This is a genomic window from Pseudovibrio sp. WM33 (genome assembly GCF_001623165.1).
Classification (GTDB): Bacteria; Pseudomonadota; Alphaproteobacteria; order Rhizobiales; family Stappiaceae; genus Pseudovibrio.
Map to the genome: position 1 here is coordinate 47,959 of NZ_LMCK01000006.1, position 14,490 is coordinate 62,448.

The 14,490-nt window shown below is 51.6% G+C and carries 14 protein-coding genes and 2 pseudogenes; 5 read left to right on the forward strand and 11 right to left on the reverse strand.

Going from position 1 to position 14,490, the window contains the following annotated elements; translation table 11 throughout:
• Nucleotides 1-60 precede the first annotated feature (60 nt).
• The gene (locus tag PsWM33_RS01405) at nucleotides 61-330 is read right to left on the reverse strand and encodes a DUF2798 domain-containing protein (protein ID WP_057461061.1); all 270 of its coding nucleotides are present in this window, start codon (nucleotides 328-330) and stop codon (nucleotides 61-63) included.
• 259 nt (nucleotides 331-589) lie between these two features.
• Here PsWM33_RS01405 and PsWM33_RS01410 point away from each other — a divergent pair, with 259 nt between their 5' ends.
• The 5 genes from PsWM33_RS01410 (at nucleotide 590) to PsWM33_RS01430 (ending at nucleotide 6,090) form a co-directional block, all read left to right on the forward strand.
• Nucleotides 590-1,960 (forward strand): cytochrome P450, encoded by a 1,371-nt coding sequence (locus PsWM33_RS01410; RefSeq protein WP_063298969.1) that lies wholly within the window; start codon nucleotides 590-592, stop codon nucleotides 1,958-1,960.
• A 93-nt stretch (nucleotides 1,961-2,053) separates the two neighbouring features.
• The gene (locus PsWM33_RS01415; RefSeq protein ID WP_063298970.1) at nucleotides 2,054-2,566 is read left to right on the forward strand and encodes a GNAT family N-acetyltransferase; all 513 of its coding nucleotides are present in this window, start codon (nucleotides 2,054-2,056) and stop codon (nucleotides 2,564-2,566) included.
• A 66-nt stretch (nucleotides 2,567-2,632) separates the two neighbouring features.
• A complete protein-coding gene (locus tag PsWM33_RS01420; protein ID WP_063298971.1) occupies nucleotides 2,633-3,319 on the forward strand; it encodes an MOSC domain-containing protein in 687 nt (228 codons plus the stop codon).
• Nucleotides 3,320-3,523: 204 nt separating this feature from the next.
• Nucleotides 3,524-4,483 carry an ADP-ribosylglycohydrolase family protein gene (locus PsWM33_RS01425; protein ID WP_063298972.1) on the forward strand — a complete coding sequence of 320 codons (960 nt, stop codon included), beginning with the start codon at nucleotides 3,524-3,526 and terminating at the stop codon, nucleotides 4,481-4,483.
• 224 nt (nucleotides 4,484-4,707) lie between these two features.
• The gene (locus PsWM33_RS01430; protein ID WP_063298975.1) at nucleotides 4,708-6,090 is read left to right on the forward strand and encodes a flavin monoamine oxidase family protein; all 1,383 of its coding nucleotides are present in this window, start codon (nucleotides 4,708-4,710) and stop codon (nucleotides 6,088-6,090) included.
• 91 nt (nucleotides 6,091-6,181) lie between these two features.
• Here the strand turns inward: PsWM33_RS01430 and PsWM33_RS01435 are convergent, their stop codons facing one another.
• The 10 genes and pseudogenes from PsWM33_RS01435 to PsWM33_RS01465 all read right to left on the reverse strand — a co-directional run bounded on the left by PsWM33_RS01435 (nucleotide 6,182) and on the right by PsWM33_RS01465 (nucleotide 14,439).
• Nucleotides 6,182-7,117, reverse strand: a complete 936-nt coding sequence (locus tag PsWM33_RS01435) for an HAD family hydrolase (protein ID WP_208994340.1) — start codon at nucleotides 7,115-7,117, stop codon at nucleotides 6,182-6,184.
• 113 nt (nucleotides 7,118-7,230) lie between these two features.
• Nucleotides 7,231-7,410: a hypothetical protein gene (locus tag PsWM33_RS27835; protein WP_208994341.1), complete on the reverse strand. Its 180-nt coding sequence runs from the start codon at nucleotides 7,408-7,410 to the stop codon at nucleotides 7,231-7,233.
• 43 nt (nucleotides 7,411-7,453) lie between these two features.
• Nucleotides 7,454-8,515 (reverse strand): LacI family DNA-binding transcriptional regulator, encoded by a 1,062-nt coding sequence (locus PsWM33_RS01440; protein WP_063298973.1) that lies wholly within the window; start codon nucleotides 8,513-8,515, stop codon nucleotides 7,454-7,456.
• A 5-nt stretch (nucleotides 8,516-8,520) separates the two neighbouring features.
• Nucleotides 8,521-9,582 (reverse strand): ABC transporter ATP-binding protein, encoded by a 1,062-nt coding sequence (locus tag PsWM33_RS27840; protein WP_063298976.1) that lies wholly within the window; start codon nucleotides 9,580-9,582, stop codon nucleotides 8,521-8,523.
• Between the two features lie 123 nt (nucleotides 9,583-9,705).
• Nucleotides 9,706-9,831: pseudogene (locus PsWM33_RS27845) on the reverse strand (ABC transporter ATP-binding protein); the annotation flags it as partial.
• A 5-nt stretch (nucleotides 9,832-9,836) separates the two neighbouring features.
• Nucleotides 9,837-10,481, reverse strand: a complete 645-nt coding sequence (locus PsWM33_RS27850; protein ID WP_063296756.1) for an ABC transporter ATP-binding protein — start codon at nucleotides 10,479-10,481, stop codon at nucleotides 9,837-9,839.
• Between the two features lie 11 nt (nucleotides 10,482-10,492).
• Nucleotides 10,493-11,617: an ABC transporter permease gene (locus PsWM33_RS01455; RefSeq protein WP_063296757.1), complete on the reverse strand. Its 1,125-nt coding sequence runs from the start codon at nucleotides 11,615-11,617 to the stop codon at nucleotides 10,493-10,495.
• A pseudogene (locus tag PsWM33_RS01460) lies at nucleotides 11,617-12,621 on the reverse strand (ABC transporter permease). The gene PsWM33_RS01455 and the pseudogene PsWM33_RS01460 overlap by 1 nt, the downstream one beginning before the upstream one ends.
• 72 nt (nucleotides 12,622-12,693) lie before the next feature.
• The gene (locus PsWM33_RS27855) at nucleotides 12,694-13,182 is read right to left on the reverse strand and encodes a hypothetical protein (RefSeq protein ID WP_208994342.1); all 489 of its coding nucleotides are present in this window, start codon (nucleotides 13,180-13,182) and stop codon (nucleotides 12,694-12,696) included.
• A 15-nt stretch (nucleotides 13,183-13,197) separates the two neighbouring features.
• Entirely contained in the window at nucleotides 13,198-14,439 is a 1,242-nt protein-coding gene (locus tag PsWM33_RS01465; protein WP_208994343.1) for an ABC transporter substrate-binding protein, read from the reverse strand.
• Nucleotides 14,440-14,490: the final 51 nt, after the last annotated feature.

The following is a 14,490-nucleotide window of genomic DNA, read 5'->3' on the forward strand; positions in this document are numbered from 1 at the left end:
AGGGACACTCCTTTTTGCATCACAGTTAGGTCAGGTGCTTTGTTTTTTGAAAAACGGAGCTTAGCAGCCTTCCGTCACTTCCTGCAGGTCGGCAGGCTCGTCACATACTTTCACAAGCTTCGACAGCAGGGCGATCACCAGGGGAAAGACCAGTGAACTGATAACAACAGCAAGCGCGAAAGCAACAGAAAACGACTTGAACCACAACGCCATAAAGTTTTCGACAAACCCGAGGTTCAATACCAGCATGGCAAATGACATCATAATGCTCATGAAGAATGAAATGCTGATACGCAGCAGGTAGCCATAGGTCCGTGGGGAAACATTCATGCACTTATCTCTATTTTTTGTTTGAGGTCAAACTATATGAAATCAAGTCAAACTGTCAAGATACCGTAGCGCATGGCAGTTATGCAGAGCCGTGGTTTCATCATCTCACCAAAACCACCAGTAATTGCATTGTATTTTCAGTATGATCCGACATTAAATTCAGCGAATTATTAAAGCGGCAATGCCTACACTCGCGGATCGGGTCATTTCCCGCGAGGACCCTCGATGTGACCATCATGATGCAATCGAGTCAGGCTCTATGGATACAAACAACAGCTTATATCGCCCTCCGGCACCTCACCCATACACTGAAGGCACGGGGGACTTTGATGGCGTTGAGACAAACCTCCTGAGGCACCTTCCGGAAGAACTTTACAAAGCAGATATCGTTGACATTTCCACGGCAGAGCACCCCAATTACCTGATCAACGACCCGGACCTCATCTCCGTTATTTTTGAAGAGAAACCCGAGATCTTCGTCAAAGCCGAGGGGATGATTGAGTTGCTGCGCCCGTTGCTGGGCGATCATCCGATTGTGACGAGCAACAACCGGTGTGTAGACCAGCGCGATATGATCCGGCCCATCGGCACCATGCGCACCCAGCAGGTGAATTTTGAGCACATCCAGAACTCAATCAACCGGTTTGAGGATTATTGCGAAGAAATTCAAAATGAAAACCGGGCGATTGACCTGTCTTTGCTGCTCAGACGCCTGAATGCAGACATCGCTTACAGAATGCTGTTTTCCAACGAGCTGCCGACAGATGTGTTCAACGAGATCAACTCCCATGCCCGTGACTTTGAGAAGCGCATCTCGCAGGTGATCCGAGAGACGGCAGAACAAGGTGTTGCCTGGCAGCTGCCCAAGCTGCCCCAAACAGCGATGTATGCGGCCCAGCAACTGCGATATCTGGTCAGTATGCTCATTGATGGCAACATCCAGCACAACAGCTTTTCCCATCACAGCTTCTTACATAAGTTTCTCATTGCCCGCTCTCCAGAAACCAATATCCCCTTCACTCGCAAGCAAATCGTGGACCACGTCACCACAATCCTGAACAGTCAGGAGCTGGCTGCCGCAGCTTTGATGTGGGCGTTCTTTGTTCTCTCCCAATGCCCTGAGGCCAAGCAAAAGATCCGTGAAGAGGTCAGCAAAGTTGGTGGGCAGGACGATATTCAGTTCGAACAGCTTTCACGCCTCAGATACACCCGCAATGTCTTCCGCGAAATCCTGCGGCTCTACCCGCCTATTCCGCACCTGACCCGTCGCGCCAGCAGACCAATCAAACTGGGAAAACTGGACTTGCAGGAAGGTGCGCAGATTACCGTGTCCCCATGGATTGTGCATCGACATCAGCAATACTGGTTCAATCCGGACCGTTTTGATCCTGAACGCTATATGCGCAAAGATCAGCACATCATCATGAAAAGCTTCCTGCCCTTTGGACGCGGCCTGCGCATGTGCACCGGCGCAAGCTCCGCCATTCTTCAAGGCACGCTTATTCTGGCAAACCTCGTTACCCGGTTCGACATAGACATTCTCAACGCCGACAAAGTAGAGCCAGAAGGTGTCCTCTTCCTAGAACCCACCCGCCCCATCGTCTGCAAAGTCACACCACTCCGCACTTAGGCGGGCATTCCAACATCACAACCGCTCGACGCCAGTCTTCATTCAGTGCTAATGCATTGCTCTGCTGAGTAGCTCCGACATGTGAGGGTGGTTATGTCTGTTGAGTTGAAGCCGATGGTATTGGCGGATGTGCCTGTGCTGAAAAATATGTTTCAGCTCTACCTCTACGACATGTCCAAATACATGCACTGGCCGGTTTCTGCATCGGGCGGGTTTGAGTTTGATGAGAACATCGTGCTTGCTTACTTCCGCGAGGCTGACCACCATCCCTATTTCATAATGCAGGCTGGTGAGATCGCAGGTTTTGCGCTGGTGCGGCAGTATCCTTATGACACAGCGCTGATCGACATGGGCCAGTTCTTCGTGCTTGGAAAGTTCACACGGCAAGGCTTGGGACAAGCGGCCCTGAAAGCCTGCCTGAAGCTGCATCCGGGAGACTGGCAAGTGCGCGTGCTGCCCAAAAATACTGGAGCACTGGCATTCTGGACAAAGACAATCTCTGATCTGACCAACGCCGCCTATGAGACTCGTTCCGGTGACTATCAAGGAACAGAGATGACCTTCCTCCACTTCTCCAGCCAAAGCGCACTGGCCTCCGCCACCTAGCCAACAGCTGGTGCCTCTGCCCACCTCGTTATACTAGCCACGAAACACCCGAACAAAGGACCAGATTTGAAAATTCAGTCGCTATGGCACTACCCAATCAAATCTCTGCTTGGAGAAACGCTTAGTAAACTCGACCTTGATGAAAGAGGTGTGGTTGGTGATAGGCAATTCGCTATTTCTGATGACCAAGGAAAATTCGGTAGTGGCAAGAACACGCGGCGGTTCAGACGTATTGATAATCTGTTGTCATTACGTGCTGTGTCGAAGGAGGGCGTTGTGTCAATTGGTTTTCCGGATGGGTGTGCCATTGATATTAGCTCAGAAAAAATCAATCACAGACTCACTGAGTTTCTTGGACAGCCAGTGACAGTCGTTCCAGAGAGAAACATCCCACATTTTGACGATGGTTCGGTGCATCTGTTGCTTTCATCAGAAGTGGCAAAATTGCAAAGCCTTGTTCCAAGTTCACAAATTGATGAGCGCCGTTTCCGGCCGAACATCACCTTGGATGTACCGCAGGATGTAACCGATGACGATTTAATTGGCAGGATACTGACAATAGGTGGTGTGCAGCTGGAAGTGACACATAAAACAGAACGTTGCAGAATGGTAACCATCGCACAAGATGACCTCGAGTTCGAGCCAGACATCTTGCGACCAATTGCACGCGATTTCGACGTTAAGTTTGGCGTTTATGCCAAAGTTGTCCAATCTGGTTCAATTGCTATCGGACAAAAGGTGAGTGTCTCGTAAGGCTGCATAGCACATACCTCTGAAGGGCCCAGAGCAGGACTTGCGTGTTTTTTGCTAGATGAGAATGGTCCAGTATGTGTGCATCGCAAACCACATAGGTTCACTAAAAGATGACTCCAGAAAGACATCTTTGGGATGACATTCGGAGAGGCTTCGCTTTAGATAAGGCCAACAGCAAGTATTCGATTATGAATGGAGAATTGTATGAGTCAGCAAGCGTTTAAGGCCCATAGCCTTCTTGGTGCATTTGTTGCGGACGCCGCCTCGCTGGGGCTGCACTGGCTCTATGATGTTGATCGCATCCATCATGTCACGCAGGAACATGATGACTCTGCTGCTTTCGTGCCGCTGACCCCATCTTACTTTGAGGGCGTGCCAGCTTATTTCGCTCATGCCAATCGGCAGGACGGCCAGTTCACCCAATACGGTGAAAACCTTCATCTGGCATTGAAGCACTTGCTGGCTCACGACAAACACCTGAAGATGGAAGAGTTTCAGCAGGCTTTTACGGCTCACTTTGGCGCTGGTGGCACCTATAGCGGTTATATTGACCGCCCAACACGGGGTACGCTGGAAAACATTGCTAATGAGAAGCTCACCCCTTCTGGCGTAGATGATGATCAGCTCCCTGCACTCTCCAAAATTCCGGCAGTACTGTTCGCCTATGAGCAGAGCGAACAGATGCAGGATCAGGTGGAAGCGATTATCCGCTCCACAAATGACAATGAAGAATCCGTCGCTTACGGCTTTATGTTTGCCGATCTTCTGGACCGTGTTGTGAACGGTGATGACTTGCAAAGCGCCCTGTCTGCTGCAGCTGATGCCGCCCATCCTGATATTCAGGAAAAGCTTTTGGCTGCTCTTTCCGCATCAGAAACTGACCCCGTTGCATACGGTGAGAGCACGGGCCGTGCTTGTCACCTTGGCATGGGCGTGCCGCTGAGCTTCCACATCCTCAAGAACACAGGTTCTTATCGCGAAGCGATTGAAGCCAACATTTTGGCAGGTGGAGACAGCGCTGGCCGTTCCATTTTGATCGGTGCAGTTCTTGGCGCAATACATGGTTTGAATACCGACAAAGGCATCCCGCTTTCATGGATTTTGAAGGTCCGGAACAATGCAGAACTCTGGCAGGAATGCTGCGACTTAACCGGGCATAACTAGGGACTAAATCCGAAGATCGTTCATGGTCTTTTGGGCGGAATAAGTGCAGCATCGGATAATTATGCATGCTGCGCGTATTCGTATGAACGCAGTGTGTTTTTAGCTGCTTGAATGTCCCAAAACGCTTTCTCGGTTTGTTAGGGCTGTCCCTGAGTTTCCCTTGTGGGTTGCGATAAAACACCTCAAGGTTGCAGGCGCACCTCTTTCAAACCAAAGTGTTTCCAATGGTCTTTCGCCCCCGCAACAGCAGCCTAAACCGCAGGAATTTCCTTAAAACTTCAGCCTCTTCCGTCGTCTTTGCCGGTCTGTTTGATCTGAACCAGAGCCGGCCCAATGTGTCGGCCAGAGGCAAACGTGTGATCATTATCGGAGCTGGTATTGCAGGCCTCGCCGCCGCCCGCGATTTGATGGACACGGGCTATAGTGTGCTGGTGCTAGAGGCAAGCAACAAGATTGGCGGGCGCATTCGCACCAACCGCGCACTGGATGTCCCAATTGAAGAAGGTGCGGGCTGGATACATGGCCCCAAAAACAACCCCATCATGAAACTGGCTGAACAGTCTGGCCAAAAAACCTTCGTCACGAAAGATTCCAATTTCACCGTTTACAACCATATGGGCAAACAAGTTTCCAATCAGAAAATCTCTAAAATGGGTCAAGAACATGAACAGATGCTGGGCCTGATCGGCTCTGGCATGAACAAAGATATGGCTCTTTCGGAGGTCCTGGAGCATATGGCGCCCAGAATGACTCGAAACCCAATATTCAGGTGGATGACATCCGCTTATACTGAATTTGATACAGGCAGTCCGGTGACCGAACTTTCCGCCATGTATTTCAGCCAAAATGACATGTTCGAAGGTGAAGATGTGGTTTTGGTAGACGGGTACGATCGGCTTCTGGAACCTCTCACCCACGGTATCCCAATCCTCAACCGCAAACCGGTCCAACGCATCGCTTATCATGACCGAGTTGGCGTGTTCGTACAGACAGACAAAGAGATCTTTGAAAGTGATTTTGTGATTGTCACAGTACCACTCGGCGTGCTCAAGGCGAAGGACATCGAGTTCATCCCCCCCTTGCCCAAAATACATAGGAACGCAATTGAACGCGTTGGTATGGGCGACGTCACAAAAATAGCGATGAAGTTCGATGAACTCCACTGGCCTGAAAAAACACAGTATTTTGGCTTAATGACGCAAACTCAGGGCCGCTGGAATTATTTCCTCAATCATAAGCCCTTTATCAACGCAAACGTACTCACCGCGCTGAGCTTTGGCAATTACTCCCGCATGATCGAGACCATGGATCACGACTATATGCTTGAAGATGCTATGAAAGCCGTGCGCACAATGTTTGGCTCGGATACACCTGATCCTCGTCACTACATTGCAACCCGATGGTCGCAAGACCCTTACACGAAGGGCTCTTTTTCTTACGCAAAAGTTGGTAGTGATCCGTATGATTTCAATATTTTATCCGAACCTATCGGTCACTGCCTGACATTTGCCGGAGAACATACTGATTTTAAGTATCATGGTACCGTTCACGGTGCATATCTGAGTGGCAAAAAAGCTGCAAAAGTTGCAATGGAAACAATGCTTTAGCTTTCTTTTCCCTCAATCGTTATGAAAAAACCGCAGGAGAGTAATCCCACGGCTTAATCCTTTTCAAAATTTCATCTGCTATCTCAATAGCTTATGCCTTGGAATTAATCTCTTCGAGCACATCCAGAAGCTGATGCGGAAGGCCAATTGTGTAATCCGGCTCTTCATCCGCATTTGCTGGTTCTGTCGGATAGCGCAGCGTCCAGTTGATCCAGACAGATGTCATCCCCAGGCGGTTGGCGCCGGCCACATCACGCTCAAGGTTATTCCCTACCATGACGCAGCCAGCGTGGTCCGCTTCTTCCAGCCCCAAAAGCTTGACTGCTTCAAGGAACATCCGCGGATCCGGCTTGTGGCAACCAACGGCTTCTGAGATCGACCGCGCATCGAATTTATGCCAGAAATCCATAGCCTTATGGACATTCTCAAAGCTCTCCACCAGACCGTCTGCAACCAGCGCAACCATGTAGCCGCGCTCCTTGAGCCAGTCCACCAGCTTATCCCCGCCCGGGATCGGTTCCGCAGAGAGCACTAATTCCCCCTCAACGAAAATTTGGGAGCCCTCGTCGATCAAAGTATCCCCGCTGTCGAGGAACACAGCCTTCACACCTTTCGCCTCTTTTCGCAGCTGAGCCAGAACAGAGCAAACCCGAGACGGAACAGAAGCCTTCAACTCTTCCCAGGGCATCATCTCAACAGAGCGCAGATCGAAGATTTGATCGAAATGATAAGACGGTTTGAACGCCTTAGATTCCATATACTTACGAGCGACATGATGATCATAAGGCTTCAGGTCAGCCAGCTCTGCAGCAAACATATCCTGCACAAGAATGGTACTTGATCCCGCCCGCTCACCACAGCAGATGCAAGTCACCGCAAAGTTCGCCCGCAGCGCTTCAGAACTCGCGGTAAAAGCGTGTTTTCCCGTTTCAGAATAAAGAGTTACCCGCCCTTCTTGCAGCGGCACCTGATGGTCCCAGGTGCTCAATTCTCCCGCACAGCCATGCGCACTGCCTTCAACACGCATCACCTCACCGGCTTCACTAAGGTAAACCCAAATGTGCTCCAGCTCATACAGGTGTTGGATATCCCAGTCCCACCAGATGGCATACTCGATTGCAAGCGCAGCACCGTTTAGCTTTATTTATGTGCACTTGAGACGGATATGCCGTCCTGATCATAGAGCGTATACCCCAGTGCAGACGGGAGGAAAGGTTCTTTGTCGTCAAACCGGATAACAGGCGCATGCTGCTTCACCAGCTCTGCAATATCTGCCGATGTTGCCTCAGAAAAAGACAGAGGGGCTGCGGAAATGTTCAATTGAAACTCCCAGTTCTTCTTGTCCAGCAAGAAAGTTGGCGCCTTACGCAGCACCTTTAGAAAGAGGAAGAGAACCCTTACGGGGATGAGAAACGGAACGCCGCTGTTTCAACTCAACCGGTTTGGTCTCATGCAGACGCTTACTGGAAGGATTGCGTATCTTTTCAATGATATAACGGGCAGCAGACGCGCCCATTTCAGCAATCGGCTGCTGGATAGTGGAAAGCTGCGGTGAGGTGATGCTGCTAATCGGGATGCCATCGTACCCGAGAATGGAAATGTCCTCTGGCACACGCAAACCACGGTCAAAGCACGCATGCATTGCACCAATGGCTGCAGTATCCGTAATCGCAAAAAGCGCTGTAATCTCAGGATTTTGATCCAGCAATTCATTGGCGGTTGCATACCCCAGATCATAACGCTTACGCTCGTTGGGCTCAGGCAGGTAGACAGATTTCTCAATCAGATACTCGCAGGCAACTTCCAGTATGCCGCGCATACGTAAGTTACCAACGCTCTCACGGCGTGGATCATGATCAGCTTTGGTCGCGAGCACGCCGATATGTTTATGCCCCAGAGCAACGAGATAGCGCATACCAATCCGGCCACCCTCAGTGTTGTCGCAAACCACAAAGGATTCAGAGCGACGCCCCGGCAGAATATCCACGTAGACCGTCGGAATATCATTGGCTTGCAAGCGCTTAACGTTCTTCAGTGTCTCCGCTGCCGAGTTGGACGGACGAACGATTGCACCTGCCACCTGCATCTCAATCATGGTCTGGGTGTACTTGCGCTCGCGCTCCGCTTCTCCCCGTGTGCAGCAGGAGAGGACCTTGAAGCCTTCATCATGCAGCGTCTTCTCAATGGAGGCATAAAGCATAGTTGCGAACGGGGATTTCTGGTTCTCCAGAAACAGCGCGACCAGATTGGAATCCTGCCGGCGCAAAGAGGTTGCCAGACGGTTGGGGCGATACCCCAACTCATCAATGACAGCCTGAATCTTTGCGCGGGTTTCATCCTTCACCCGCTCATCCTTGTTCAACACACGAGAGACGGTTGCCGTTGAAACTCCAGCTTTTTCTGCTACATCCCGGATACTTGCCATCAGTGCTACCCCGCCATTGCTTCAAGCTGGTCTACTGGCGTATTTTGCACCACATCGGGATGATGGCAAGCAAGCAGATGGTCCGTGCTGATCTCACCAAGTGATGGATCAGAACTCTCGCAAATACTTGTGGCATAACGACATCTCGGCGCAAACGGGCATCCCTTTGGCAAGTTGGCCGGGTCCGGTACATTGCCTTCCAGACGGATGTGCGTGTCATCCGCGTGGGCATTCGGCACGGGTTCCAGAATCGCACTCATCAACGCTTCGGTATAAGGATGCCTTGACGCGTTGAAGATCGTCTCCGTATCTGCCAGCTCCACAATCCGCCCTGCATACATCACAGCAACACGGTCACTGATATGGGCGACAACGCTGAGATCATGACTGATGAACAGGTAGGTGAGGTTCAGCTCTTCCTGAAGGTCTTTCAGCAGGTTGAGGATCTGCGCTTGTACGGAAACATCCAGTGCAGAAACCGCTTCATCAGCAATAATCACCTTCGGGTAAGGAGCCAAAGCACGTGCAATTCCAATACGTTGACGCTGACCACCACTGAAAGCATGCGGGTAGCGTTTGAGAAACTCTTTTGAGAAGCCGATTTTATCGAGCACCTCAAGAACACGCCCCTCAATGTCCTTCCGGCTCTTCAGATCCTGCCCAACTCGCAGCACTTCTGCGATGATATCATAAACCGCCATGCGAGGATTGAGTGAGGAGTTCGGATCCTGAAACACCATCCGAATATCCGCCCAATAAGGTCGCAGCTGACTGTCGGTTTTACCAGTCAGCTCAACCTCTTCCTCATTTGGGCGGAACAATACCTTGCCCGTGGTCGCCTTGTGCAACCCAATAATCGTCTGACCCAATGTGGACTTGCCGGAACCAGATTCTCCAACAAGACCAAGGGTTTCACCACGCCAGATATTGAGCGACACATCATTCAGCGAGCGCACTGTTCCGGTCTGGCGATTGAAGAAACCTGAGCGGATCGGGAAGTGTTTACTCACGTTCTGCAGTTCAAGAATTGGTGCGGCTGTTCGGTCTACCGGGTTTGGGGCGTGCAAGCAGTCATCAACTTGGGAGGTCGACGCATGTAGTGGGACAAGATCTGCCTGTGCCCCAAACCCGTGACAGCGGACGCTTTGCACGTCACTGACCGCAGTGAGTTCTGGTAGTTTTTCGTTGCAAAGCCCGGAGACAAAGTGGTCACAGCGTTTCTGAAACGGACAACCCTTTGGCCGGTTCTGCAAGCTTGGGACTACGCCGGGAATGGCATTCAGACGGGCGCGCCGTTTGCCGTCCGTATGTGGCAGAGATGCTAAAAGCCCTTTGGTATAAGGGTGTTGCGGGTCTTCTGCAGATCACGCATCAGATCCAGAATAATCGCCTGCGTGGTCACATCCAGCGCGGTGGTTGGCTCATCCGCAATCAGAAAACGAGGATTACAGATCAGTGCCATCGCGATCATAGCACGCTGGCGCATACCACCAGACAGTTCAAAGGTGTAGCTGTCGAACCGGTCAGCAGCTGATGGAATGCCCACCAGCCGCAGCATCTTAATCGCCTGAAACTTGTCTTCTTCCTTGCTCAGATTCGTATGCCAGCGCAGCACTTCCACGATCTGGTTGCCAATGGTGTAGAGCGGAGACAGCGAGGTCATCGGCTCCTGATAGATCATGGAGATCTCATTGCCTTGAATAGCGCGAATGTGCCTGGCTTTTGCAGGACCTTGGGCAAGATCAAGCAGATCACCATTCGCACGCTGGTATTCTATTCTGCCGCTTTCAATAGCAGCGTGGTTGTCCAGAATTCGCAGCAACGCCTTTGCGGTGACGGACTCCCCCACCAGACACACCGTTTTCCCCTCCGGAATGGAAAAACTGATGTTGTCCAGCGCGGTTACTTTCCCATCATCTCCTGAGAAGGAAACACTGAGATCCGTGACGTTAATCATGGGTTTCATGGTTTCAATCCTCACTTGGAATACGGGTCGGCAGCATCACGCAAGCCATCACCAAAGAAGTTGAGTCCAAGCACAGCGATCACGACCATCACCCCAGGCCAGAACAGCCATGGAGCATCGGCGATGGAGCGGATGTTCTGCGCTTCCTGCAGAAGCACACCCCAGCTGACCACGGGCTGGCGCAAGCCAATCCCCAGGAAAGACAAAGACGTTTCAGCAACAATCATGCCCGGAATGGCGAGCGTCACCACTGCGATGATATGGCTGATGAAACTTGGCACCATATGACCTACCAGAACACGCGGAACAGAACATCCGTCCAAACGAGCGGCTTTTACGAAGTCCTCCGATTTAAGAGAGATAAACTTGCCACGCACCACGCGAGCCAACCCTGTCCAACCGATGATCGACAGGATTACCGTAATCAGCAAGTAGGTCTGCAAAGGCGGAGTATCTGGCGGAATTGCAGCGGCGAGACCGATCCAGAGCGGGATACTTGGCAAAGATTGCAGGAACTCAACAACACGCTGCGTGACCGTATCCACCCAACCACCGAAATAGCCGGAAAGACCGCCGATCAGCACACCCAGTACGAGGCTAAGGGCAACACCAACCAGACCGATGGTCATAGATACGCGCGTGCCATGGATGGTGCGGCTCAACACATCGCGGCCAAGACGGTCCGCTCCCAGCAAAAACATGCGATCACGTTTCTTGACCGGACCAAACAAGCGGCGCTCAGCAGGAATGAAGCCATACAGATTGTAAGGCTTACCTTTGACGAAAAAGCCCAGCTTCACAACACGGCGCGGGTCTTCAACAAAGGTACGGCGACCTGAGTTGTAGTCAATCTTGGAGCGGTATCCCAACACATGCGGCTGAAACACTGTACCGTCCTTTGTCTCCAGCAACCAATGAATGCTCTGCGGCGGTGCATAGGTGTTGCGCACGCTGAAATCATTGGGGTCATGAGGCGCAAGAAACTCCACGAACACAGCGATCAGATAGATCAGGAGTGTGATGATGCCACCCAGCATGCCAAGTTTATGTTTGCGGAACCGACGCCACATCAAGCGCCACTGGCCCTCATAAGCGCGTGAACTTGTTGGTGCACCAGCGAAATCAGTAGCGCTCATTACAGCCCCCCATTGTTGAACTGACGGCGGATACGCGGATCAAGCCAGGCAAGTAGTATGTCGGAGAACAACGTTCCAATCACAGTCAGGAAACTGAGGAACATGATAAGGGCAGCAGCTAGATACATATCCTCCTGACGCAACGCATCAAACAGCAACGGACCTGCGGTTTGCAAACCAAGCACAATGGAAACAATGGTGGAGCCAGACACGATCTGCACAAACAGCTCGTTGAGGCTGGAAACAAACGGATTCAAAGCATGACGAACCGGATACTTGGTGAGCACCCAATGTTTCGGCATACCTTTGGCGCGGGCGGTAACCACATAAGGACGGTGTAACTCATCCAAAAGGTTCGCGCGGATCGTACGGATCACGCTTGCAGTGCCTGCAGTCCCTAAAACGATCATAGGAATCCAGATATGAGCCATTAGGTCACCGACACGGGCGAAGGACCATGGTGCGTTTACGTAATCCGAAGAGAACAACCCACCGACATTTTGGCCAAAATAGCGGAAAGACACATACATCAACACCAGTGCCAGCAGGAAGTTTGGTACAGCAAGGCCGATAAAACCGAGGAAGTTGGCGACATAATCGCCAAGGGAATATTTGCGAACAGCGGAGAAAATACCAACGGGAATGGCAACATTCCAGATAAAAACCATAGAGCACAGCGAGAGCAGAGTCGTCATACCCAAGCGGTCCCAGATCAACTCTTCAACCGGCAGCTCATAGCTAAAAGAGCGTCCAAGATCTCCATGGACAACCATTCTCCAGATCCAGTCGAAGTATTGGGCCAGAACGGATTTATCCAATCCATATATTTTCCGCAGACCTTCGGCTTCAGCTGCGGTGATGTAATCTCCATCCAGCGATGCTTCCAAAACCAATCGGTCAATTTAGTCTCCGGGTGGCAGCGTGATCACCAAAAACGCGACGAGCGAAATCGCGAGCAAGGTTGGGATCATCAGCAGGACCCGTTTGACAACAAACATTCCCATTTAAAGCAGATATCCTAGTTGCAAGGCTCTGCCTCTCCACGCAGGGAGAGGCAGATTGGTTCGGGCGACCGATTACTTCTTGGAAGGATCGATGGAGAAGTTGGAGAAGTTCACAGGTGCAGGACCCGGATACAGCCAGCCTTCCAACAGTGTGTCAGGCACATTACGCAGCTTGTTGCTGATGGAGCGGAAGCCACCGCCCGGCAACGCAATGCCCATGGACAGGAAGTTGTCTGCAGAAAGCTGCATAAACTCCTCCATCAGCGCAGTTTGCTCATCACCCACCTTGGTTGTTACCAAGTCAGTAATTTCATACATGCGCTTCCCGCCGGCAGGCGGCTCAGTTGGCACAACACCTTCACGAACAGTTGCGTTGGCATCCTTTTTCAGGTCATGCCACGCATCCCAGCCTTCCCAGTTGCCGTGCTCTTTGAAGTTGGTCAGTCGCTCAAGGTTCACCAGCGGGAACTGACCGCAGCCATTTTCACCCACCCAAATGGTAATCTCTTTGTCAGCACGATCCAGTGTTGCCATGTGGATCTCATCACTGGCCACGCTCACCACAACTTCAAGACCCTATTCCTGCCAGTCTTTCGCGATGATCTGCATCATATCCACCCAGTCCGGGCGGAAACTTTCGTTCACATGAACAATAAACTTGAATGGCTTGCCATCAGGGCCGACACGCTTGCCATCTGGACCCATCGGTAGGATCTTATCGAGATGTTCCGCTGCCAGATCAGGATCGAACTCAGTGTACTGGCGCACCAGCTGATCGTTGTAATACGGCGATTCAGGACGCGGGCTGACCTGATACGGCTCCCCCTGCCCCAGATACACTGTGTCAATGATCAGGTCGCGGTCCATGGCAAGTGACAAACCGATACGGAAGTCTTTGCTCTGGAACACCTGCACCTTGACCGGGTCAGGGTGGTTCATGGCAAACATGAACTGCGCATTGTTGTAGTTACAGCTGTTTGCTGTCACCAGACGGTAGTCGCCGCGCTCTTTGTTATCAAAGAACACTGTACGATTTGGCGGGGTTGAGATGTTGCGCGGAGAGATGTCGATCTCACCCTGAACGGTTTTCAGCAGCGCAACTTCCGGATCTTTCGCCAGTACCCATGTGCGTTTGTCGATGTAAGGCAGCTGGTTACAGGAGCTGTCGACTTTCCAGCAATACGGGTTGCGCTCAAAGGTGAAACGCTCTTTGCCAAGAACAGCTTCAGTCGGACGCCATGCTAGCATGGTTGGGCGGTTGGGATCGTTGTGCTCAGCATTTTTGCCGTAGGTTCCAATGCAGCCAAGCCACCATTTGCCGAAGTCAGCCTCACCTGCATCTGCCATCATCTTGGCAACGCCGTCCGGGTTCAGGTCTTTCATAAAGTCTTTGACGTAATGCTCAGCAAACTGGACAACACGCTGACCGTAGGGTGAAGCCATATCTAACATGAAGACACCGTTTGGCTGGCTCCAGGAGAAGCGCACTGTTGTGTCGTCCAGCGCTTCGACTTGCGCTTCTTCACCATTGACGATGAACATCTTGCGAGGACCCTTGGGGTTAATCTCGCGGTTGGTTTCAATGTGATCCCACCAGAACTGGATGTCCTTCGCAGAAAACGGCTTCCCATCAGACCATTTCAGGCCTTCGCGCAATTTGAAGGTGTAGGTGGTCGCATCCGCCGAGATGTCCCAGCTCTCAGCGATATTAGGCAGGACCTCGGAACCATCCGGGCTCCAGCGCACCAGCGGGTCATATCCATAACGACGATAGTCACCGATCCGGGACCCGGCATATACTGTACATACCGGAGACATAGGTGACAGGCGTTCGGAGAGATGGTTGACACATTAACATGGCATTCAGGG